Origin of the sequence: Microbacterium paludicola, from assembly GCF_039529675.1 — a bacterium.
Classification (GTDB): Bacteria; Actinomycetota; Actinomycetes; order Actinomycetales; family Microbacteriaceae; genus Microbacterium; species Microbacterium paludicola.
In genome coordinates, this window is sequence record NZ_BAAANG010000004.1 from 87316 (window position 1) to 108183 (window position 20868).

Here is a 20868-nt window from a genome sequence, read left to right on the forward strand (position 1 = left end):
CCGCCGGGGACGCCGTCACAGGGCGGCCGCCTCTCGCGCGCCGATCATCTCGGCGATGCGGGCGCGGCAGCCGCCGCATCCGGTGCCGGCGCGGGTGCAGCGCCCGACGTCGGCGACGGTCTCGCAGCCGTCGTCGATCGCGTCCTCGACCGTCCCCTCGGTGACGCCGTTGCAGACGCAGAGGGTCGCCTCGCGGCCGGTGGCCCGCGGGCCCGCGTCCTCGACCGTGTCGAGGCGCAGCAGCAGGGATCGGTCGGACGGCAGCTCGCCGCGCCGCGAGTACAGCACGCTGAGCTCCGCGCCCGCGCGGGGCATGCCCACGGCGACGAAGCCGGTGAGCGCCCCGTCGCGGGTGACCATCTTCACGTACGTGCCGTGCTGGAGATCCGCCCACATCGCCACCCCGGGGGCGTCCTCGCCGGCGGGGACGGGGGCGAACGGGTCGGCGGACACGTCGCCCGCCGACACCAGGTCGACCTGCGCGGCCTTGAGCGCGACGACGCCGGGGACGTCCTCCGCGAAGGGCGCCGTCTCGATCCCGTCGAGCTCGTCGCAGAGCGCCCGCGCGAGCCACTCGGCCTGGCGCCACCCCGGGCCGACGAGCCCGCTCGGGCCGCCCGGCACGTGGGCGTCGTGAAGGTGCACCGGATCGCCGATGTGGGCGCAGTCGCCGATCGCGTGGATCGCGGGGTCGGTCCACGACCGCAGCCGGTCGTCGACGAGCACCCCGCGATCGACGCGGAGGCCGGCGGCCTCGGCCAGCTCGGTGCGGGCGCGCACCCCGCACGAGAGCACCAGCAGGTCGCCCTCGATGCGCCGGCCATCCGAGCTCACGAGGGCGTGGAACCGTCGGACGCCGCTCTCATCGGCCCGCGCGATGATCGCCTCGGCGCGCGTGTGCGGCACGACGTGGACGCCTGCCGTCTCGAGCGCCGCGGCGAGGACGGACGCCGAGCCCCGGTCGAGCTGGCGCGGCATGGGCATGGGGCCGAAGTGCGCGACGCTCGGCACGGCGCCGGCGTGTGCCAGCAGCAGCGCGAGCTCGATTCCCAGCACACCGGCGCCCAGCACGACGACGCGGCCGCCCGTGGCGACCACCGACCGGACACGCTCGGCGTCCTCGGGCGTGCGCAGGACGCACACGCCCTCGGTCAGCGCGTCGTCCAGGCCCGACGCATCCGGCCCGACATGCTCGAGCCCGTCGAGGGGCGGAACCGTCGCCCGGGCTCCGGTGGCGAGCACCACGCGGTCGTACGGCACCCGCCGGCCGTCGCCCAGGACGACCTCGTGCGCGTCGCGGTCGATGGCCGTGGCGCGCACTCCCGTGAGGACGTCGGCTCCCGCCGCGCGCAGCTCGGCGGGATCGGCGATCGCGAGATCCTCGCGCTCGAGCTCGCCCGTGGCGTACTCGGCGACGAGCACACGGTTGTATGGATCGTCCGCCTCCGCTCCCAGGACCGTCAGCCGGATGCGCCCCGAGGCGATCTCGGGAAGCAGCTCCTCGGCGTAGCGCACCCCGACGGGGCCGAAGCCGATGAGGACGACGCGGAGGGGAGTGGAGGGGACGATCGTCATGAGGAGCGCCTCAGATCCGGTGTCCGGCGAGCGAGGCGCGCGGCACGAGGTACACCAGGGCGGTGATGGTGAGCATCACGGCGTAGGCGGCGATGAAGCCCCAGAACGCAGCCGTGTACCCACCCGTCGCCGCCTGCGAGGCACCGAGCACCTGAGGGATCACGAACCCGCCGTAGGCGCCGATCGCCGAGATCAGCCCGAGCGCGGCGGCGCCCTTGCGCTGCGTGCTCACCGCGTGCGGGTCGCCGGCCGTCGCTGCCCCGCGGGCCGCGAAGATGCTCGGGATCATCCGGTACGTCGCGCCGTTGCCCATGCCGGTCGCGACGAACAGCACGAGGAAGCAGCCGAGGAACGTCCAGAAGCTCGCGAGCGGCAGGGTCAGGATGAGCGCGAGTGTGGCGAGGATCATCGCCGAGAACGCGACGATCGTCATCCGGGCGCCGCCGAAGCGGTCGGCGAGCCTGCCGCCGTACGGGCGCGAGAGCGAGCCCACCAGCGCGCCGAGGAAGGCGAGTGTGAGGGAGGTGGCTCCCACCTGGAACGTCGAGAACTCGGGGAACTGGTCGGCGATCAGCTTCGGGAAGACGCCGGCGAAACCGATGAAGGAGCCGAAGGTGCCGATGTAGAGCAGCGCCATGACCCACAGGTGCGGCTCGCGCAGCGCCGACGCGGCGCCGGCGAAGTCGGCCTTCGCCGAGGAGAGGTTGTCCATGAAGCGGAACGCGCCCCACATCGCCAGCAGGATCAGCGGGATCCACATCCAGCCGGCGAGCTGGATGTTGAACGTCCCCGCGGCCCCCAGTGTGACGACGATCGGCACCGCGAGCTGTGCCACGGCCGTTCCGATGTTGCCGCCGGCGGCGTTGAGGCCGAGGGCCCAGCCCTTCTCCCGCTGCGGGAAGAAGTACGTGATGTTCGCCATCGAGCTGGCGAAGTTGCCGCCGCCGACGCCGCCGAGGGCCGCGATCAGCAGCAGCACGCCGAAGGGCGTCTCGGGGTTCTGCACCGCGAAGCCCAGCAGGGTGGCGGGGATGAGCAGGAGGGCCGCCGAGACGATGGTCCAGTTGCGGCCGCCGAAGATCGCGACGGCGAACGTGTAGGGGAAGCGCAGCGTCGCCCCGACGAGGCTCGGCAGCGAGATGAGCCAGAACGACTCGGAGGTGGAGAGCGTGAAGCCGGCACCCGGCAGCATCACGACGACGATGCTCCACAGCTGCCAGATGATGAAGCCGAGGAACTCGGCGAAGATCGACCAGCGCAGGTTCCGCTTCGCGATGGCGCGGCCCTGGGAGGCCCAGAACGTCGTGTCCTCCGGGTTCCAGCCGTCGATCCAGCGGCCGGGGCGGAACGTCAGAGACGTCGTCGACGCGGCGGTCGTGTCGGGCGCGGAGGTGGTGCTCGTGGGGGTGGTGCTCAGGGTGGTGGCCATGGCGACTCCTCGGACGGGCAGTGATGGTGCTCTGAAAGCTATGCCGCGCGTGTTTCCGTGCCGGGTGCTCGGCCGTTTCCTCTCGATCACCTTTCGATCACCGCGGGCGGTGCGGCCCGTTGAGTCGTTCTTTACACGCCGGAAACATGGCCGCATGCGCCTGCGCAGGCCGGGCGCGACGTCCTTAGAATCGGGCCATGGATGAACGAGACATCCCCCTGCGCGCGGCCGTCATCACGGTGAGCGACCGATCGGCGCGAGGTGAGCGGGAGGACCTCTCGGGTCCCGAGGCCGTCGCGGCGCTGCGCGTCGCGGGCTTCGACTGCGACGACGCGGTGGTCGTGCCGGACGGCGCGGAGAGCGTCGAGCGCGCGCTGATCGCCATGATCACGGCCGGCGCCGACGTCATCGTGACCACCGGCGGCACGGGCCTCGGTCCACGGGACGAGACGCCCGAGGGCACGCGTGCGGTGCTCGAGCGCGAGATCCCGGGCATCGCCGAGGAGCTGCGCCGCATCGGCGCGGCCGAGAAGCCCGCGGGGCTGCTGTCGCGGGGGCTCGCCGGCGTCGCGCGCGGTGCGCTCATCGTGAACCTCCCCGGATCCCCGGCCGCGGTGCGCAGCGGCATGCCCGTCGTGCTCTCGGTGGCGAGGCATGTCTCTTCGCAGCTCGCGGGCGGTGACCACGCGTGACCGACCGCGCTGTCCGGATCGCGCGGATCTCGTCCGATCCGATCCGCCTCGAGGATCACCTCGCCGCCATCGACGACCCGCGGATGGGTGCGGAGACGTCGTTCGTGGGGCGCGTGCGCGATCACGATCCGGATGCGCGCGGCCCCGTGGCGGCGCTGGAGTACACGGCTCACCCCGACGCAGAGGCGGCGCTGGAGGCGCTCGCGTCCCGTGCGGCGGACGCGCACGGGGCGATCGTCGCGGTGAGTCACCGGATCGGGCGGCTCGAGGTGGGGGAGGCCGCGGTCGTCATCGCGGTCGCCGCCGCGCATCGGGGCGAGGCGTTCGCGGCGTGCCGCGACGTGATCGAGGACATCAAGCGCGAGCTGCCCGTCTGGAAGCGGCAACTCGAGGCCGACGGCACGGCCGAGTGGAAGGGCCTCGGCGGCTAGAGTCGCCGGCCCCGAGCGGGCGGTTCCTTCCGGATGCGAAAGAACCCCGGATCCTCACGCTCTAAGGTCGTTGCAAAGGGGGCCCCGGCGGCGCATTCTCGGAAGAAACCGGCTCTCATCGGAGAGAGCCGGACGACGGGAGGACCATCATGTCCATCGCAGTCACCGGAGCAAGCGGACGACTCGGCTCATTCGTAATCGACGCGCTCGTCGAGCGGGGCGTCTCGCCCACCGACATCGTCGCCATCACCCGCACGCCCGAGGGCGTGCGGTTCCGGGATCGGGCCGTCACGGTCCGTCAGGCCGATTACGACGACCCCGAGTCGCTGGATCTCGCGTTCCGCGGCGTCGAGCGCCTGCTGCTCGTCGCCGGCACCGAGATCGGGCGGCGCCTCCGGCAGCACCGCAACGTCATCGCCGCCGCGAAGCGCGCCTGGGTCGGCTGCATGGTCTACACGAGCATGCTCGGCGCGGAGACCGAGGATCTCGCGATCGCGCGCGAGCATCGCGAGACGGAGCGCGAGCTCGACCGCGCCGGGATCCCGACGACCATCCTGCGCAATGGCCCGTACCTCGACACGTACATGGAGCGGGCAGCGGACGACGTCGCGCGCGGTGAGGTCATCGGCGGCTCAGGACGTGTCTCTGCCGCTCATCGCCGCGACTACGCGGAGGCCGCCGCCGCCGCGATCCTGACGCCGTGGGCCGGGCGCGTGTACGAGCTCGGCGGCGAGCCGTTCGGCCTCGTCGAGTACGCGCGGGAGCTGTCGCGCGTCTCGGGGCGGCAGGTCGCGTTCCGCGCGCTGGAGGGCGAGGCGCTGCGCTCGGCACTCGTGGCCGAGGGACTCCCGGCCGACGAGGCGGCTCAGGCGGTCGAGCTGGATGCCGCGATCGCGCGGGGTGCCCTCGAGACCGGGTCGTCGGCGCTGGCCGAGCTCAGCGGCCGTCGGCCGACGACGCTCGCCGAGGCGGTCGATGAGGCCCTGGTGACAAGGGTCGCCGCGGCCTGACCTTGCTCAGCCGCCCGCGAAGGGCGGAAGGACGTCGACGGTCTCGGCGTCCGCAAGCGTCGCCTCGTCGTCGCGTCGTTCGCCGTCGACCAGCACCGCGCAGCGGGGCAGGATGCCACCGAGGCCGGGGTACTCGGCCGCGAGCGCGGCGCGAAGCTCGCCGAGGGTGGCCTCGGAGCGCTGCTCCTCGGCCCGGCCGGCGGCCTCCTCGGCGGCGGCGAAGTAGCGCACGCGCGTCATCTCGGCTCGCTTCGCTCGCTCGATACATCGCGCTTCTCGCCCCACGTCTTCGCGAGCGTCACGACCTCCGCGACGGCGCTCTCCACGTCCGCCGGCGATCCGCCCGCGCGTCCCGCGGCGAGGCCGGCGAGGAAGGCCGTCAGCGGCGCCGCCGGGCGCGCGACGCCGTGGGCGACATCGCGTGCGAGATCGAGGATCAGCGTGATCGGCACGTCGTCGGGGTCAAGGCCGAGTCGTTCGGCCGCGGCGCGGGCCCAGTCGTCGAGCGCCTCCGGCGGCAGGGTGCGGTCGGACATGTCAGGCCTCCCGTGTCCAGGATCCGCTGCGCCCGCCCGTCTTCGCGACGATGCGGGCGTTCTCGATGAGCGCCGAACGGTCGATCCCCTTGACCATGTCGACGATCGAGAGGGCGGCGATCGTGACCGCCGTGAGGGCCTCCATCTCGACGCCCGTGCGGTCGGCGGTGCGCACGGTCGCCTCGATCGCGACGCCGTCGTCCTCGATCGCCAGGTCGACCGTCGCGCCGTGCACGCCGATCATGTGCGCGAGCGGCAGCAGGTCGGCGCACTTCTTGGCGCCCTGGATGCCCGCGATGCGCGCGACGGCCAGCACGTCGCCCTTGGGAACCGCGCCGTCGCGCAGTGCCGCCACGGTCTCCGGTGCGACGCGGACGAAGCCGCGGGCGGTCGCCGAGCGGACCGTCGGCTGCTTCTCGGTCACGTCGACCATGCGCGCGTGACCGCGGGAATCGAGATGGGTGAAGCTCACGTGGATGCGCTCCCTTCGTGGATCGGGCAACTCCCGGCGGGACGGATCGCCATGTCAGGGGATCCCATCAGATCAGCATGACATCGACGAGGTCGCCCTCGGCGACGGCCTCCGTCTCGGCGGGGACGACCGCGTACGCCTCGGCATGTGCGAGGCCCGCGGCGAGATGCGATCCGGATCCGCCGGAGGTCGCGGGGCGCACCGTCCACCGCGCGGGGTCGCTGCGGTCGATCACCGCCGGCAGGTACTGGCGCCGTCCGACGGGCGTGCGCCACGCGGCCGCGGCGGGGAGGCGGATGACGGGCCGCTGCAGCTGCGCGCGGCCCTGCATGGCGAGGAGCACCGGACGGACAAACGCCTCGAAGGAGACCGCGACGCTCACCGGGTTCCCCGGCAGGCCGAACAGGAGCGCACCGGTCGAGAGCCGCCCGAACGCCTGCGGCTTGCCGGGCTGCATCGCGACCTTGGCGAAGACGATCTCGGCCCCGTCGTCGGACGAGCCGAGCACCTGCTTGACCACCTCGTACGCGCCGGCGCTCACCCCGCCCGAGGTGATGACGAGGTCGGCATCCGTTCCGCTCGCGAGCAGCGCGCGGAACTCATCCGGATCATCCGAGACGCACGTCGCGCGCATCAGCTCGGCGCCCGTCGCCCGCACGAGGCCCGCGAGCAGCGTCGAGTTCGACTCGGGGATCTGCCCGCGCTCGAGCTGCGCGCCGGGCTCGACGAGCTCGCTGCCGGTGGAGATCACGATCACGCGCGGCGGCCGCGCGACGATCACGCGATCGACGCCCGCCGCCGCGGCGGCGGAGAGCTGCAGCGGGCCCAGCTCGGTGCCCGCGGGAAGCACGACGTCGCCCGAGCGGAGGTCCTCGCCGCGGCGCCGGATGTGCGCGCCGGCCGCGCGGGGAGCGCGGCGCACCGAGATGGCGCCGAGCGAATCCGCGAGGCCGCCCGAGGTGTCCTCGAACGGGACGATCGCGTCGGCGGCCGAGGGGACGGGCGACCCGGTCATGATGCGGACGGCCTCGCCCGCGGCGATCGCCGGGTCGTCGCCTGAGCCGGCGGGAAGGTCGGCGACGACCCGCAGCTCGACCGGCGCGTCGGACGAGGCGCTCGCGACGTCGGCGAAGCGGACCGCGAAGCCGTCCATGCCCGAGTTGTCGAACACGGGAACATCCACGCGCGCGTGAACGGGCTCGGTGAGCGTGAGGCCGGCGGCGCCCGCGAGGGAGAGCGTGATCGTGCCGGTGGGGACGACCGCCGCAAGGATGCGCTCGAGGTGCTGCTCGATCGTCAGCAGGTCGTGCGTCATGCCGTCACCGGCTGCGCGAGCGGTCCCGTCCAGGCGAGCATGCCGCCGTCGACCGAGACCGCGTCGAGTCCCGCGGCGGCGAGGAGGGCGACCGCCTCGGCGGAGCGCACGCCGCCCTTGCACACCACCGCGACCCGGCGACCGCCGGCGGTAGCGGCGACGCGACGGGCGACCGCATCCGGCGCCGTGCGGATCTCGCCGAGCGGCACGTGAAGCGCGCCGGCGATCATCCCCTCGCGCACCTCCACGTCCTCGCGCACGTCGACGACGAGGGGCGCATCGCCCTCGCTGAGCGCGGCGGCGAGGTCGGAGGCGCGGAAGCGCGGGCGCGAGGCGGCGGCGGCGCGCGACGCCCGCAGCGGCACCTCGCGCTGCCGCGTGTGCAGGCCGTCGATCACCAGGACGCGGCCGAGCAGGGGATCGCCGATGCCGGCGATCAGCTGGATCGCCTGGGTCGCCATGAGGGCGCCGACCTGCAGGCACAGCGAGCCGAGCACGCCCACCTCGGCACACGTCGGCACGTCGCCGGCGCTGCCGGTGGGGTAGAGGTCGGCGAGCCGGACGGGTCCCGCCCCGACGGGCGGTGCCGACCAGAACACCGTGACCTGCGCGTCGAACCCCTGCACGGTCCCCCACACCAGCGGCAGGCCGAGCCGCTCGGTCGCGGCGGCGACGGCCTCGCGCGTGTCGAAGGTGTCGCTGCCGTCGAGGACGATGTCCGCCCCGGACAGGAGGCGCTCGGCGTTGCCGGGGGTGAGGCGCTCGCGCACGGTGTGCACGCGCGCCTCGGGGGCGAGGTCGCGGGCGGCGCGCGCGGCACTGTCGACCTTGGCGGCCCCGACATCGGCGACGCGGTGCATCAGCTGGCGCTGGAGGTTGGAGAGCTCGACGACGTCGTCGTCGATCACGGTCAGGGTCCCGACGCCGGCCGCGGCGAGTGCGAGCACCGCGGGGGAGCCGAGCCCTCCGGCGCCGACGATCGCCACGTGCGCCGCGGCGAGGCGTCGCTGACCGAGCTCGCCGAGCGGGACGAGCACGTGGTGGCGCGCGGTGCGCGCGCGCTCGTCGGGGGTGAGCGCCGCGACCGGCTCCACGAGAGGGGGAAGGGGGGACATGCGCACAGCCTACGGGGGCCGCCCCGCCCTGGCACGGGGGTGGGGTGCCCGCGACGTGTCAGGATCGGAGGATGCGAGCTGCGCGCGTGACGGCGATCCTGGCAGGTGTCGTGGCGGTGGCTCTCGGTCTCTCCGGATGCGCCCGCGATGCCGGAGAGTCGGACGGCATCGGCGGCGAGCTGACGGTCTACGCCGCGGCCTCGCTCGGGCCCGCCTTCGAGGAGCTCGCGGCCGAGTTCGAGGCGGCGCATCCCGGCGTGGACGTGCGTCCTCCGGTGCTCGACGGCTCGCAGGTGCTCGCCACGCAGATCGCCGAGGGGGCGCCCGCCGACGTCTTCGCGAGCGCCGACGAGTCAACGATGGAGCGCGTCGCGGACCTCGTGCGCGATCCCGCGGTGTTCGCCACGAACACGCTGGTGATCGCGGTGCCGCGGGGCAATCCTGCGGGGATCGGAGGGCTCGCGGATCTCGCCGATCCGTCCGTCACCGTCGTCCTGTGCGCCCGTGAGGTGCCCTGCGGCGCGGCGAGCGGCGCGCTGCTGGAGCGCGCGGGCGTCACCGTCGACCCGGCGAGCGAGGAGCAGAACGTCGGCGCCGTGCTGGCGAAGGTCGCGGCGGGCGAGGCGGACGCCGGGCTCGTCTACCGCACGGACGTCGCGCGCGCCGCGGTCGACGCGGTCCCCGCGGAAGGAGCGGAGGACGTCGTGAACCGCTACCCGGTGGCCGCGCTCCGCGACGCGCGCAATCCCGCGGCGGCCGAGGCATTCGTCGCGCTGGTCCGCGGCGAGGTGGGGCGCCGGGTCCTCGCCGAGCACGGCTTCGGTGGGCCGTGAGCGCGCAGCCGATGGACACGACTCCCCGGATCCGGCCCGATGGCTGTGCACCCGGCGGCATCCGCGCCAAGATCGGAGGGTGTGCATGCGCCTGGGATTCCGTCGATGACCGCACGCAGTGACGATCGCGCGCCCGCGGGGAACCTGCCCCGCATCCTGGCGCTGCCGGCGATCCTTGCCCTCGCTCTGCTCGTCGTCCCGCTCGGCGGGCTCATCGTGCGTGCCGAATGGGGAACGCTCTGGGCGGATGTCACGGCCCCCGAGTCGCTGAGCGCGCTCACCCTGTCGCTGGTGACGGGTGCCATCGCCACGGTCATCTGCCTGATCCTGGGTCTTCCGCTCGCCATCCTGATCGCGCGCGCCCGGCCGTGGCTCGCGGCCATCCTGCGCGTGCTCGTGACCGTCCCGCTCGTGCTTCCCCCGATGGTGGGCGGCGTCGCGCTGCTGTTCCTGTTCGGGCGGTCGGGCCCGGTCGGCCGCTGGCTCGAGGGGATCGGCCTCGGACTCCCCTTCACGACCGCCGCCGTGGTGGTCGCCCAGGTGTTCGTCGCGCTGCCCTTCCTGGTGCTGGCCGTCGAGGGCGCGGTGCGCGCGGTGGGCGTGGAGTACGAGCGCACGGCCGCGGCTCTCGGCGCCGGCCGCTGGGCGACGCTGCGGCGCATCACGCTCCCGCTCGCGGCGCCCGGGCTGGTGGCGGGCCTTGTGCTCTGCTTCGCGCGCGCGATCGGCGAGTTCGGCGCGACGGCGCTGTTCGCCGGCAACAACCCGGGCGTGACGCAGACGATGCCGCTCGCCATCTACACCGCGTTCAACGGCTCGGGCGTCGGGCAGGGGCCGGCGGTGGCGCTGTCGCTCCTGCTGCTCGTCACCGCGATCGCGGTGCTCCTTCTCGTGCGCGCGTGGCGGCCGGGGAGCGTGCGGTGAGCGCGCCGACGCGCCGCGTGGCGCTGAGGGGTCGCCGGCGCACGAGCGAGGGGACGGAGAGCGCTCTCGGCCCCGGCGTCGCGCTGATCGCGGACCTGGCGGTGCAGCGCGGGGACTTCCGGCTCGAGGCCGAACTGACCGTCTCGCAGGGCGAGGTGACGGCCGTGATGGGGCCGAGCGGGGCGGGGAAGTCGACGCTGCTGGCGGCCATCGCCGGCGCGGTGCGCCTGACGGAGGGAAGCATCCGGCTCGCGGACGGCACCCTCGTCACACGTCGCCGCCACCCGTCCGCCGCGACCCGCGGCGTCGTGATGCTCGGTCAGGACGCCCGGCTGTTCCCGCACCTGTCGGTGCGCGACAACGTCGCATTCGGTCTCGCGGTGCGCGGCCTTGCCAAGGACCGGGCCCGCCAGGTCGCCGACGAGTGGCTCTGGCGCGTCGGGCTCTCCGGGTCCGGCTCCCATCGCCCCCGCGAGCTCTCGGGCGGTCAGCAGCAGCGCGTCGCACTCGCGAGGGCCCTCGCCGTCTCCCCGCGGCTGCTGCTGCTCGACGAGCCGCTCACGGGCCTCGACGCCGAGACGGCCGCCGAGACCCGGGCCGTGGTGCACGATCAGCTCTCCTCGACGCGCACCACCACCCTCGTGGTCACGCACGACGCATTCGACGCGGCCGCCCTCGCGCGCCAGGTCGTGGTGATCGAAGGAGGCCGCGTGATGCAGCGCGGGCTCGTGAGCCGCGTGCTCGCCGCTCCCGCGACGCGCTTCGTCGCCGCGGCCGCCGGGCTCAACCGCGTGACCGGTGCCGCCGACGGCGGGCTCTGGCGCGCCCCCGGGATCGACGGCGACATCCGGCTCGCGTCCGCCGAACCCGCCGCGGAGCAGGACGGCGCGGCTCTCGTGGCGGTCTTCCGTCCGGCGGACGTCCGCCTCGCGCGCGCGGCGGAGAGCACCTGGACCGGGGCCGTGCGCGTCGCTCGCGACCAGCCGAGCGCGGTCGGCGAGTGGCTGGCTCGGGTGACGCGGCTCGAGCCGACCCCCGGGGGCGCGCGAGTGCACACCGCCAAGCCCGACGTCGTGGTCGACGTCCCGGCCGCCCAGCTCGCGGCGCTGGGGCTCGGGCCCGGCGATCCCGTGCGTCTTTCCGTCGATCGCTCGGATGTGCGCCTTCTCGCGGACGGGTGACGCGCGCCGCCGGGCCCGGGTGGCCGCGGACGACCGTAGGCTGAGCAGATGAAGAAGGGGCGCGTCTCGTGAGCGCGGTGCCGGTCGCCATCGGCCTGCGCGCGCCCGTCGTCGCGCCCACAGCGGGCCAGGGTGGCCCGCTCGTCGACACGTTCGGCCGTGTTCACCGCGACCTGCGCATCTCGCTGACGGATCGCTGCTCGCTGCGGTGCACCTACTGCATGCCCGAGCAGGGGAACGAGTGGCTCGCGCGCACGAGCATCCTGTCCCTCGAGGAGATCGAGCGGATCGCACGCGTCGCCGCGGCCGCCGGGATCACGACGTTCCGCCTCACCGGCGGCGAACCTCTGCTGCGCAACGACATCGTCGAGGTGGTGAGGCGCCTCGCGCGGATCGAGGGCCCCGCCGGACCCGTCCAGGTGGCGATGACGACCAACGGGATCCGGCTGCGCGAGTTCCTTCCCGACCTGATCGACGCGGGCCTGTCGCGCCTCAACATCTCGATCGACACGCTCCGCCGCGACCGCTTCCGCGACCTCACCCGCCGCGACCGGCTCGACGACGTGCTCGACGGGATCGCCGCCGCGGCGGAGTCGGGTCTCACGCCCCTCAAGCTCAACGCCGTCGCCATGCGCGACGTGAACGACGACGAGCTCGTCGAGCTCGTGGAGTTCGCCGTGGCGCACGACGCGCAGCTGCGCTTCATCGAGCAGATGCCGCTGGATGCCGGGCACACCTGGTCGCGGGAGCGGATGGTCACCCGCGAGGAGATCCTGCAGGCGCTGTCGGCGCGCTGGCGGCTCACACCGGTGGCGGGGCGCGGGGGAGCGCCGGCCGAGACCTGGATCCTCGACGACGGACCGCACAAGGTGGGCGTCATCGCGTCGGTCACCGCGCCCTTCTGCGGGGACTGCGACCGGCTGCGCCTGACCGCCGACGGGCAGCTGCGCAACTGCCTGTTCTCCACCACCGAGTTCGACCTGCTGCCGATCCTGCGCAGCGACGCGGACGATCTCGACGCGCGCCTCGACGCGATGCTGCGCGGCTGCATCCTCCGGAAGCTTCCCGGGCACGCGATCGACGATCCGTCGTTCCTGCAGCCGGCGCGCGGGATGAACGCGATCGGCGGCTGACCGGCGCTATCCGGGCCGATCTGTCGGGCGGGGCGTCAAAGCGCGTCGAGGCCCTCGCGGTACCGCTCGGCGATGACCTGGGCGATCCGCTCATCCGGACCGATTGGCGCGGTCACGACATCCGCGCCGGCGGCGGCGACCTCGTTCGCGAAGTACCCGGGAGCGAGCACGTAGCTCGCCGCCACGACGCGCTCCGCGCCGGCGGCGCGCGCGGATGCGACGGCCGTGGCGATGCGCGGGTCGGCCCCCGCCGCGTAGCCGACCGTGACCGGGTTCGGGATCAGCGGGGCGAGCAGGTCGCGCATCCGCTCGACGTGCACGGCCGCTTCGGGCCGGGACGACCCCGCGGCAGCGAGCACAACGTGGTCTCCGGCGCGCAGTCCGGCCTCCTCCAGTCGCGCGACGAGCGTCTCGGCGAGCAGCGGATGCGGCCCGAGCGGCGCCGCGGCAACCACGTCCTCGCGGGTGCGGGCGGCGCGGGCGATGTCGATGCCGGTGTGGAACCCCGCGGAGAGCAGCAGAGGCACGATCACTGCCGGCCCGTCGACCGAGGCGACGACGTCGTCGATCGACGGCTCCTGCACATCCACGAAGGCCTCGGCGATCGGCGTCTCGGGGAGAAGCTGCTGCACCTGCGCGATGAGCGCGTGGATCGCGTCGCGCCCCTCCTGGAACCGGGTCCCGTGCGAGCAGGCGACGAGCGTCATTGATCCTCCACGTTCAGCCGGTAGCCGCGCTTCACGACGGTCTTGATCACGTCGGGGGCGCCGAGCGCCTCGCGCAGCCGCGCGACGGCCATCTCCACGGCGTGCGGGCTCTGGCCCGATCGCGGCAGCACCCGCTGCAGATCGGCGCGGGAGACGACGCCGCCTCCCGCCTCGAACAGCGCCGCGACAACGTCGACGCCGGTCGGCGACAGCGGGATGTAGCGACCGTCGAGCACCGCGCCGCCGCTGCGCAGCTCGAACCTGCCGGCGGGCGTCACGTGGTGAGGCGCGTGGCCGCCGCCGAAGTGCATCACGACCGCGCGCACGAGCGACCCGAGCCGCCCCCGCTCCGCGATCAGCGTCTCGATGTCCGCCTCGATCAGCGGCTCGGCGGTGATGGGGCCGACGGCAGTCATCAGCAGCCGCCGCTTCCGGGCGCGGAGCCGGATCCCGTCGAGCGCGTCGGCGCGCCGCGCCTCGGCGAGCCACTCGGCGGCGCCCGGTGCGGAGGTGAACAGCACGGCGTCGTAGTCGCCGCGCGCGGCGGCGAGCACCGACCGGCGCACGACGCCCGTGTCCGGGGGAGGGCCCCAGCGGTACACCGTCAGGCTCACGACCTCGGCGCCGTGTGCGGTGAACAGCTCGTCGAGCCCGTCCGCACCGGAGCCGTGATGCTGCACGGCGATCCGCTTGCCCGACACGCCCTCGGCGACGAGGTACTGGCCGAGCTCCGCGGCCGTCTCGGATTCGGCGACCCAGTCGGCGGTGAAGCCGGCCTGCTGGATCGCGCCGCGCGCCTTCGGCCCGCGGGCGACGATCTGCGCGCCGCGGAACGCGACCTCCAGGTCTTCGGCGAGCCCCGCCTCATCCGCCGCCTCGACCCAGCCGCGGAATCCGACGCCCGTCGTCGCGACGACGATGTCCGGCGGATCGGCGATGAGCTCCCGGGTCCGCGAGATCAGGCTCGGGTCGTCGATGTGGGATTCGATCGTGAGGGCCGCGGCCTGCTGGACCGTCGCGCCGTGCCGCTCGAGGGCCGCCGTCAGCTCGCTCGAGCGCCGATCCACGGCGATGAGCACCGAGCAACCGGCCAGGGCGGTCGAGAGCAGGCGCGGCGCCGCGCTGGAGTCGGGGATGAGGTCCGGCACGGGGGTCACGTCTTCCAGGGGGAGGTCGGAGAAGGCGGGCGCGGATCGCGACGGCGGCGGGCGGACAGGATCAGCCCGCGGCGGCGGCTTCGGCCGCGGGGACGGGCAGGAGCAGGTCGAGGCGGGCCACCTCGCCGATCACGATGACGGCGGGGTTGCGGATGCCGACCGACCGGGCATCGGCGACGGCCGTGGCGAGCGTCGCGTGCGTCGTCCGCTGCTGCGACGTATGACCGCTCTCGACGATGGCGACGGGACGGGATTCGGGCGCGCCCGCTGCCAGCGCCGCGTCGACGATCCGTGCGAGGCCTGCGACGCCCATCAGCACCACGGTCGTCACCGCGTCGTCCGCGAGCGCCGCGAGCGTGGCGGGGGTGAGGTCCCCCTGGCCGTTGACCATGTGCATCGCGCCGGACACGCCGCGGTGCGTGACCGGGATTCCCGCGGCCTGCGGCACGGACACGGCAGATGTCGGGCCGGGCACGACCTCGACGGGCACGCCGGCCTCGAGGCACGCGGTGACCTCCTCGCCGCCGCGGCCGAAGACGAACGGGTCGCCGCCCTTCAGCCGGACGACACGTCGGCCGGCCCGGGCATGGGCGACGATGAGCGCGTTGATCTCGTGCTGCGGCACCGGGTGATGGCCGGGGCGCTTGCCGACGTCGACGACCTCGACGTCGGGATCCAGCTCGGTGAGGACGTCGACGGGACCGAGCCGGTCGGCGATGACGACATCCGCCTCCGCGATCAGTCGCCGGGCCCGCACGGTCATCAGGTCGACGGGGCCGGGGCCGCCGCCGACGAGGGCGACGCGCCCGCGGGCCGACTCCCTGACGCGGCGGACGGGGAGGGCGCCGCGATCGAGCAGGGCGGCGATGGCGTTGCGGACTCGTGCCGCGCGCCGGGGGTCGACGCCCGCGTCGGACGACACGGCGACGACGACGTCGCCCGAACGCGTCTCGGCCGTCAGTCGCGCGGAACCGTGGGCGCCGTCGGACGCGTTCACGCAGAAGGTGCGGGCGCTCTCGCACCACGCGGCGACGTCCGCGTCGATGCGCGGATCACCGGTGGCAGTGTGCACGAGCCAGGCCGCGGAGACGTCCTCCTCCCGCACCGTGCGGGCGATCCAGGTCAGACCGTGCTGCTCGACGAGCTCCGTCGTCTCCGCGCCCAGAACGGGAGCGACGATCCGGATGGCGGCGCCCTCCTCGATCAGGCGCGGGATGCGGCGCGCGGCAACGGACCCGCCGCCGACGAAGAGCACATCGCGGCCGGCGAGCGAAACACCGAGCATCGTCGTCATCGCCTCTCCTCCCATTTGACGAGCACATCGCCGTCGCGAACCGCGACCGGCCAGACGGGGATGTCGAGCGGATCCTTGCCCTGGGTCTCCACCACCATTCCGGTGCGGAGGTCCCACGCCTGCTTGTGCAGGGGTGAGGCGATCGTGGGCACTTCCTCGCGCGACTCTTCGTTGCCAGAGTCTGACAGCGCCGTGTTTCCTGACGGTTGTGGCGTGTTACCAAGTGATTTCGTCCCGACGATGCCACGAGAGAGGACGTTCGCGTGCCCGTAGGGGTCATAATTCGACACGGCGCGCACCGTGCCGTCCGCGAGCAGGAACAGCGCGATCTGCGTGTCGCGGCCCAGCAGGGCCGCGCGGCCGCGCTCCACCTCCAGGTCGGTGACGCGGCACACGCGCACCCATCCGCGCGGCGCCGCCGTGGTCTCCGCGGCGGGCGCGGTCTGCTCGGCGATGGTCATCGGCGCACCTCCAGGGTCGTTCCGGCGATCAGGACGGCGCCGCTCTCGCGCTCCTCGGGGAACGCGGGTCGCACCTGGCCGCGCTCGGCGACGTAGGCGAGCGACGGATCCGGGGTGTCGGGGGCGTTCACGAACGACGCGAAGCGCTTGAGCTTCTCCGGGTCGCGCAGCGTCGCCGCCCACTCGTCCTCGTAGTCCTCGACGTGGCGCGCCATCTGGGTGTCCAGGTCGGCGCAGATCCCGAGGCTGTCTTCGAAGATCACGCGGCGCAGCTCTTCGATGCCGCCCTCGAGCTCCTCGAACCACGGGGCCGTGCGCTGCAGGCGGTCGGCCGTGCGGATGTAGTACATGAAGAACCGGTCGATCGCGGTGATGAGCGCGTCGTCGTCGAGCCCCTCGGCCAGCAGCTGTGCGTGGCGGGGTGTGAACCCGCCGTTGCCGCCGACGTACATGTTCCAGCCGTTCTCGGTGGCGATGACGCCGACGTCCTTGCCGCGGGCCTCGGCGCACTCGCGCGCGCAGCCCGAGACGCCGAGCTTGAACTTGTGCGGGGCCCGCAGGCCGCGGTAGCGCAGTTCGAGCTTCACGGCCATGCCGACCGAGTCGAGCACGCCGTACCGGCACCACGTCGAGCCCACGCACGACTTCACCGTGCGCAGCGACTTGCCGTACGCGTGTCCCGACTCGAAGCCGGCATCCACCAGGCGCTGCCAGATGAGCGGCAGCTGCTCGAGCCGCGCGCCGAACATGTCGACGCGCTGTCCGCCCGTGATCTTCGTGTAGAGGCCGAAGTCCTTCGCGATCTGGCCGACGGCGATCAGCCCCTCCGGCGTGACCTCGCCGCCGGGCATGCGCGGCACGACCGAGTACGAGCCGTCCTTCTGCAGGTTGGCCATGACGTGGTCGTTCGTGTCCTGCAGCGTGGCGTTCTCGCCCTCGAGCACGTGGGATCCGACCAGGCCCGACAGGATGCTCGCGATCGCCGGCTTGCAGATGTCGCAGCCGCGGCCGTGGCCGAAGCGCTCGATGATCGCGCTGAAGGTCGTGAGCTCCGACACGCGGATGGCGTCGAACAGCTGCCGGCGCGACATGTCGAAGTGCTCGCACATCGCGTTGCTGACCGTCTGCCCGAGCTTCGTCAGCTCCTTGCCGACGATCTTCTTCACCATGGTGAAGCACGAGCCGCAGGTCGCCCCGGCCTTCGTGCACGCCTTGACCGCGGTGGCGTCGGCGCAGCCGTCCTCGTGGACCGCGCCGCGGATCCGGCCCGCCGTGACGGAGGAGCAGGAGCAGACGATCGCCTCGTCCGGCAGGTCTCCCGTGGGCGCCTCGACGCCATCGGCGGGCATCAGGTACGCGGCAGGGTCGGCGCCGAGGACGCTTCCGACGAGCGGACGCAGCGAGCCGTAGGCGGAGGCGTCGCCGACCAGGATGCCGCCGAGCAGCGTCTTCGCGTCATCCGACAGCACGAGCTTCTTGTAGACCCCGGACACCGGATCCGCGTAGACGACGTCGAGCGCGCCGGGCGTCGTGGCGAACGCGTCGCCGAAGCTCGCGACGTCGACGCCGGAGAGCTTCAGCTTCGTCGAGTCGTCGTACCCGGGGAACGCGGCGGCACCGCCCACCAGACGATCGGCGGCCACCTCGGCCATCGCGTAGCCCGGCGCGACGAGACCGACCGTGCGGCCCTCGTAGGCGGCGACCTCGCCGATCGCCAGGATGTGCGGGTCGCTGGTCGCGCAGCCCCCGTCGATCTCTACGCCGCCGTGCGGACCGATCGCGAGACCCGCCTCGCGGCCGATCTCGTCGCGGGGCCGCACGCCGACCGTGAACACCACGACGTCGGTGCGGGCGTACGAGCCGTCGCGGAACTCCAGCCCGGTGACGTGGCCCGACCGATCCTGATCCAGGCGCGTCGTGCGGCTCTCGGTGCGCACGGCGATGCCCTTCGCCTCGATGAGCCGGCGCAGGGTGCTGCCTCCGGCGAGGTCGAGCTGGGCCGACATCAGCCGGTCGGACGACTGCACGACGGTCGCGTCGACGCCGAGCCCCTGTAGCGCTCCCGCGGCCTCGAGGCCCAGCAGGCCGCCGCCGATCACGGTGCCGACGAGCGGGCGCCCGAGCTGCGCGGAACGGGCCGACACGAACTCGCGCAGCCCGGCGACGTCATCCAGCGTGCGGTAGACGAACGTGCCGGGCAGGTCGGCGCCATCCACCCCGGGACGCGCCGCATACGACCCCGTGGCGAGCACGAGCGTGTCGTACGGGATGACGTTGCGCGAGCGCGTCGTGACAGTTCGGGCCCCGCGGTCGATCCGGATGACCGGGTCGCCCCCGACGAACGAGACGCGCTCATCCTGCAGCGGTGCCGGCCCGAGTGTGAGGTCGTCGGGGGAGGAGCCGGAGAAGAACGCGGTGAGCCCGACGCGGTCGTACGGCCGGCGGCCCTCCTCGCCGAGCACCGTGATGTCGACGTCGCCGGCCCGGCTCAGCAGGCTCTCGACGAAGCGGTGCGCCACCATGCCGGCGCCCACGACGACGATGCGACGGGGTGAATCAGTCGAGGCGGTCATCTCGCTCCTGCCGGTGGGGGATCACGGGTGGTGATGGATTCCCACGGTAGGAACGGCGTGTTTCGCGGCGGCGCGGCGTTCGATTACCCCGATCGAACGATTCCCTCACGACCGGCACGGGGCCGGTGTGAGGTCGTCGGTCAGAGGCCGGTGCGGTCGGTCAGGACGATCGGGCCGTCGGCCGTGATCGCGATGGTGTGCTCGGAGTGCGCACCGCGCGAGCCGTCGGCGCTGCGCAGCGTCCAGCCATCCGGGTCCGTGACGAGCTCGTCGGTGGTCTGCAGGAACCACGGCTCGATGGCGACCACGAGGCCCGGCTTCAGCGGGAATCCGCGCCCCGGACGCCCATTGTTGGCGATGTGCGGGTCGCCGTGCATCTCGCGGCCGACGCCGTGACCGCCGAAATCGGTGTTGATGCTGAGTCCCTCGGCGTGGGCGACCGCCGCGATGGCCGCGGAGATGTCGCCCGTGCGGTTGCCCACGGTCGCCGCCTCGATCGCCGCCGCGAGCGCGCGCTCGGTCGTGTCGATCAGCGCGAGGTCCTCGTCGCGCGGCGTGCCGACCACGAAGGACACCGCCGAGTCGGCGACCCAGCCGTTCAGGGAGACCGCGAAGTCAAGCGTCACGAGATCGCCGTCGCGCAGGTCGTAGTCGTGGGGGAGACCGTGCAGGACGGCGTCGTTCACCGAGGTGCAGATCACCTTGCCGAACGGGCTGGCGCCGAAGGACGGGTGGTAGTCGATGTAGCACGACTCGGCGCCGGCCTTGCGGATCATGTCGTGCGCGCGACGGTCGATGGCCAGCAGGTTCGTGCCGACCTTGGTGTCCTCGCGCAGCGTCGCGAGGGTTTCCGCGACGAACCGGCCGACGGGCCGCATCTGCTCGATCTCGGCCGGGGTGCGCAGTTCGATCATGAGAGTCCTCTCGCTCGAGAACCATTCTCGCCGATAGGCGGCTGTGTCTTCCCTATGGGGCGACCTGCACGCAGCGGTGACGACGGGCCGGCGCCGTACCATCGCGGTATGGCGCTTCGACGCATCTTCTCCCGCTGGCTCTGGCCCGCCGCCTTCGTGCTGCCCCTGTGGGTGCTCGTCGGCTGGGGGATCTCGGGCGCCGGCGGGTGGGCGTTCCTCTGGGTGCTGTTCATCGCGCTGCCCTCGGTGTTCTTCGCCCAGATCGCCCTGACGCTGCTGAACCGCGCGCGGCCGTCGGTGCGCCGCACCGGCGCGGTGTCCTGGCTCGACGTCGCGGGGTTCGGGGTGTGGCACATCCTGACGATCGCCGTCGGCCTGTTCAACCCGACGTGGTTCGGGCTGACCCTCGCTCTCGCGATCGTCGCCGTGCTCGGCCTGCTGTGGCTCCAGCTCTGGCAGCTGCGCCGCGAGGCGGCCCTCACGCGGACCGCACCCGCGACCGGCGTGATCATCGTGAACGAGCGCGGATCGCTCTGACCCCGGGACCCCGGGCTCACTGGTTTGGCCGCGGCTTCCGCGCGTGCCATAATGGATCCTTGTGCCGTGACCGGTGCAGCTGTTGCTGCGCCCGTTTCGCCGCTCTGCCCCAGGGGAGCCGAGGGTCGTCAGACCTCACAAGCACACGCAGACCAATCCTTGACTCAAACGCGGCCGACCTGTGGCGGCCGCAGGAAGTGATCCGACATGCACATCCTCGATGCCGTCGACGCCGCCTCGCTGCGCTCCGACATCCCCGCCTTCGCCCCCGGTGACACCGTCAAGGTGCACGTGAACATCATCGAGGGCAACCGCTCGCGTATCCAGGTGTTCCAGGGCGTCGTCATCGCCCGCCAGGGCGACGGCGTGCGCGAGACCTTCACGGTCCGCAAGATCAGCTTCCAGGTCGGCGTGGAGCGCACCTTCCCGGTGCACTCGCCGGTCATCGACCACATCGAGGTCGTGACCCGCGGTGACGTCCGCCGCGCCAAGCTGTACTACCTGCGCAACCTGCGCGGCAAGAAGGCGAAGATCAAGGAGAAGCGCGGCTGAGCCCAGCGCCTCTTCGAACGAAGCCCC

Annotated in this window: 22 protein-coding genes; 9 read left to right on the top strand and 13 right to left on the bottom strand. The window is 73.3% G+C overall.

Features of this window, described 5'->3' with window-relative positions:
* Positions 1-15: 15 nt before the first annotated feature.
* A complete protein-coding gene (locus ABD161_RS05015) occupies positions 16-1575 on the bottom strand; it encodes an FAD-dependent oxidoreductase (RefSeq protein WP_344000263.1) in 1560 nt (519 codons plus the stop codon).
* A gap of 10 nt (positions 1576-1585) precedes the next feature.
* A complete protein-coding gene (locus ABD161_RS05020) occupies positions 1586-3004 on the bottom strand; it encodes an MFS transporter (RefSeq protein WP_344000265.1) in 1419 nt (472 codons plus the stop codon).
* 197 nt (positions 3005-3201) lie between these two features.
* On the opposite strand from ABD161_RS05020, the gene ABD161_RS05025 reads away from it, so the two are divergent.
* The 3 genes from ABD161_RS05025 (at position 3202) to ABD161_RS05035 (ending at position 5137) form a co-directional block, all read left to right on the top strand.
* Positions 3202-3696 carry a MogA/MoaB family molybdenum cofactor biosynthesis protein gene (locus tag ABD161_RS05025; protein ID WP_344000267.1) on the top strand — a complete coding sequence of 165 codons (495 nt, stop codon included), beginning with the start codon at positions 3202-3204 and terminating at the stop codon, positions 3694-3696.
* Complete coding sequence (locus tag ABD161_RS05030; protein ID WP_344000269.1) at positions 3693-4127, top strand: molybdenum cofactor biosynthesis protein MoaE; 435 nt, start codon at positions 3693-3695, stop codon at positions 4125-4127. The genes ABD161_RS05025 and ABD161_RS05030 overlap by 4 nt, the downstream gene beginning before the upstream one ends.
* Positions 4128-4276: 149 nt before the next feature.
* Positions 4277-5137, top strand: coding sequence for an NmrA family NAD(P)-binding protein (locus tag ABD161_RS05035; RefSeq protein ID WP_344000271.1), 861 nt, complete (start codon positions 4277-4279; stop codon positions 5135-5137).
* A gap of 6 nt (positions 5138-5143) precedes the next feature.
* Here ABD161_RS05035 and ABD161_RS05040 read toward each other — a convergent pair whose 3' ends face one another.
* The 5 genes from ABD161_RS05040 to ABD161_RS05060 form a co-directional block, all read right to left on the bottom strand.
* The gene (locus ABD161_RS05040) at positions 5144-5377 is read right to left on the bottom strand and encodes a MoaD/ThiS family protein (RefSeq protein WP_135112030.1); all 234 of its coding nucleotides are present in this window, start codon (positions 5375-5377) and stop codon (positions 5144-5146) included.
* Positions 5374-5673: a DUF6457 domain-containing protein gene (locus tag ABD161_RS05045; RefSeq protein ID WP_344000274.1), complete on the bottom strand. Its 300-nt coding sequence runs from the start codon at positions 5671-5673 to the stop codon at positions 5374-5376. The genes ABD161_RS05040 and ABD161_RS05045 overlap by 4 nt, the downstream gene beginning before the upstream one ends.
* 1 nt (position 5674) lies before the next feature.
* A complete protein-coding gene (gene moaC / locus ABD161_RS05050; RefSeq protein WP_344000276.1) occupies positions 5675-6145 on the bottom strand; it encodes a cyclic pyranopterin monophosphate synthase MoaC in 471 nt (156 codons plus the stop codon).
* A gap of 67 nt (positions 6146-6212) precedes the next feature.
* The gene (locus ABD161_RS05055; protein ID WP_344000278.1) at positions 6213-7460 is read right to left on the bottom strand and encodes a molybdopterin molybdotransferase MoeA; all 1248 of its coding nucleotides are present in this window, start codon (positions 7458-7460) and stop codon (positions 6213-6215) included.
* A complete protein-coding gene (locus tag ABD161_RS05060; RefSeq protein WP_344000280.1) occupies positions 7457-8575 on the bottom strand; it encodes a ThiF family adenylyltransferase in 1119 nt (372 codons plus the stop codon). The genes ABD161_RS05055 and ABD161_RS05060 overlap by 4 nt, the downstream gene beginning before the upstream one ends.
* Before the next feature lie 71 nt (positions 8576-8646).
* On the opposite strand from ABD161_RS05060, the gene modA reads away from it, so the two are divergent.
* The 4 genes from modA (at position 8647) to moaA (ending at position 12646) form a co-directional block, all read left to right on the top strand.
* A complete protein-coding gene (gene modA / locus ABD161_RS05065; RefSeq protein WP_344000282.1) occupies positions 8647-9408 on the top strand; it encodes a molybdate ABC transporter substrate-binding protein in 762 nt (253 codons plus the stop codon).
* Between the two features lie 105 nt (positions 9409-9513).
* Complete coding sequence (locus ABD161_RS05070) at positions 9514-10332, top strand: ABC transporter permease (RefSeq protein WP_344000284.1); 819 nt, start codon at positions 9514-9516, stop codon at positions 10330-10332.
* Complete coding sequence (locus ABD161_RS05075) at positions 10329-11513, top strand: sulfate/molybdate ABC transporter ATP-binding protein (protein ID WP_344000286.1); 1185 nt, start codon at positions 10329-10331, stop codon at positions 11511-11513. Before ABD161_RS05070 ends, ABD161_RS05075 begins: the two co-directional genes overlap by 4 nt.
* 68 nt (positions 11514-11581) lie before the next feature.
* Entirely contained in the window at positions 11582-12646 is a 1065-nt protein-coding gene (gene moaA / locus ABD161_RS05080; protein ID WP_135112044.1) for a GTP 3',8-cyclase MoaA, read from the top strand.
* Between the two features lie 35 nt (positions 12647-12681).
* Here moaA and ABD161_RS05085 read toward each other — a convergent pair whose 3' ends face one another.
* The 6 genes from ABD161_RS05085 to map form a co-directional block, all read right to left on the bottom strand.
* Positions 12682-13353, bottom strand: coding sequence for a sirohydrochlorin chelatase (locus ABD161_RS05085; protein WP_344000288.1), 672 nt, complete (start codon positions 13351-13353; stop codon positions 12682-12684).
* Positions 13350-14501: a uroporphyrinogen-III synthase gene (locus tag ABD161_RS05090; RefSeq protein ID WP_344000352.1), complete on the bottom strand. Its 1152-nt coding sequence runs from the start codon at positions 14499-14501 to the stop codon at positions 13350-13352. Before ABD161_RS05090 ends, ABD161_RS05085 begins: the two co-directional genes overlap by 4 nt.
* 70 nt (positions 14502-14571) lie before the next feature.
* Entirely contained in the window at positions 14572-15804 is a 1233-nt protein-coding gene (gene cobA, locus ABD161_RS05095) for a uroporphyrinogen-III C-methyltransferase (RefSeq protein WP_344000290.1), read from the bottom strand.
* Positions 15801-16265, bottom strand: coding sequence for a nitrite reductase (NAD(P)H) small subunit (locus ABD161_RS05100; protein ID WP_135112051.1), 465 nt, complete (start codon positions 16263-16265; stop codon positions 15801-15803). Before ABD161_RS05100 ends, cobA begins: the two co-directional genes overlap by 4 nt.
* Positions 16262-18838 (bottom strand): nitrite reductase large subunit NirB, encoded by a 2577-nt coding sequence (gene nirB / locus ABD161_RS05105; protein WP_344000292.1) that lies wholly within the window; start codon positions 18836-18838, stop codon positions 16262-16264. Before nirB ends, ABD161_RS05100 begins: the two co-directional genes overlap by 4 nt.
* Before the next feature lie 140 nt (positions 18839-18978).
* On the bottom strand, positions 18979-19752 hold the full coding sequence (map, locus tag ABD161_RS05110) for a type I methionyl aminopeptidase (protein WP_135112053.1): 774 nt from the start codon (positions 19750-19752) through the stop codon (positions 18979-18981).
* 108 nt (positions 19753-19860) lie between these two features.
* Here map and ABD161_RS05115 point away from each other — a divergent pair, with 108 nt between their 5' ends.
* Together ABD161_RS05115 and rplS are read left to right on the top strand one after the other, a co-directional pair.
* Positions 19861-20289 (top strand): MFS transporter permease, encoded by a 429-nt coding sequence (locus tag ABD161_RS05115; RefSeq protein ID WP_135112055.1) that lies wholly within the window; start codon positions 19861-19863, stop codon positions 20287-20289.
* A gap of 207 nt (positions 20290-20496) precedes the next feature.
* Positions 20497-20841 carry a 50S ribosomal protein L19 gene (gene rplS / locus ABD161_RS05120; protein WP_135112056.1) on the top strand — a complete coding sequence of 115 codons (345 nt, stop codon included), beginning with the start codon at positions 20497-20499 and terminating at the stop codon, positions 20839-20841.
* Positions 20842-20868 lie beyond the last annotated feature (27 nt).

Coding starts and splice junctions, on each gene's coding strand:
- ABD161_RS05015 (WP_344000263.1), bottom strand. CDS start 1,575: ATGACGATCGTCCCCTCCACTCCCCTCCGCGTCGTCCTCATCGGCTTC.
- ABD161_RS05020 (WP_344000265.1), bottom strand. CDS start 3,004: ATGGCCACCACCCTGAGCACCACCCCCACGAGCACCACCTCCGCGCCC.
- ABD161_RS05025 (WP_344000267.1), top strand. CDS start 3,202: ATGGATGAACGAGACATCCCCCTGCGCGCGGCCGTCATCACGGTGAGC.
- ABD161_RS05035 (WP_344000271.1), top strand. CDS start 4,277: ATGTCCATCGCAGTCACCGGAGCAAGCGGACGACTCGGCTCATTCGTA.
- ABD161_RS05040 (WP_135112030.1), bottom strand. CDS start 5,377: ATGACGCGCGTGCGCTACTTCGCCGCCGCCGAGGAGGCCGCCGGCCGG.
- ABD161_RS05045 (WP_344000274.1), bottom strand. CDS start 5,673: ATGTCCGACCGCACCCTGCCGCCGGAGGCGCTCGACGACTGGGCCCGC.
- ABD161_RS05055 (WP_344000278.1), bottom strand. CDS start 7,460: ATGACGCACGACCTGCTGACGATCGAGCAGCACCTCGAGCGCATCCTT.
- ABD161_RS05060 (WP_344000280.1), bottom strand. CDS start 8,575: ATGTCCCCCCTTCCCCCTCTCGTGGAGCCGGTCGCGGCGCTCACCCCC.
- modA (WP_344000282.1), top strand. CDS start 8,647: ATGCGAGCTGCGCGCGTGACGGCGATCCTGGCAGGTGTCGTGGCGGTG.
- ABD161_RS05070 (WP_344000284.1), top strand. CDS start 9,514: ATGACCGCACGCAGTGACGATCGCGCGCCCGCGGGGAACCTGCCCCGC.
- ABD161_RS05085 (WP_344000288.1), bottom strand. CDS start 13,353: ATGACGCTCGTCGCCTGCTCGCACGGGACCCGGTTCCAGGAGGGGCGC.
- cobA (WP_344000290.1), bottom strand. CDS start 15,804: ATGACGACGATGCTCGGTGTTTCGCTCGCCGGCCGCGATGTGCTCTTC.
- ABD161_RS05100 (WP_135112051.1), bottom strand. CDS start 16,265: ATGACCATCGCCGAGCAGACCGCGCCCGCCGCGGAGACCACGGCGGCG.
- nirB (WP_344000292.1), bottom strand. CDS start 18,838: ATGACCGCCTCGACTGATTCACCCCGTCGCATCGTCGTCGTGGGCGCC.
- map (WP_135112053.1), bottom strand. CDS start 19,752: ATGATCGAACTGCGCACCCCGGCCGAGATCGAGCAGATGCGGCCCGTC.
- ABD161_RS05115 (WP_135112055.1), top strand. CDS start 19,861: ATGGCGCTTCGACGCATCTTCTCCCGCTGGCTCTGGCCCGCCGCCTTC.
- rplS (WP_135112056.1), top strand. CDS start 20,497: ATGCACATCCTCGATGCCGTCGACGCCGCCTCGCTGCGCTCCGACATC.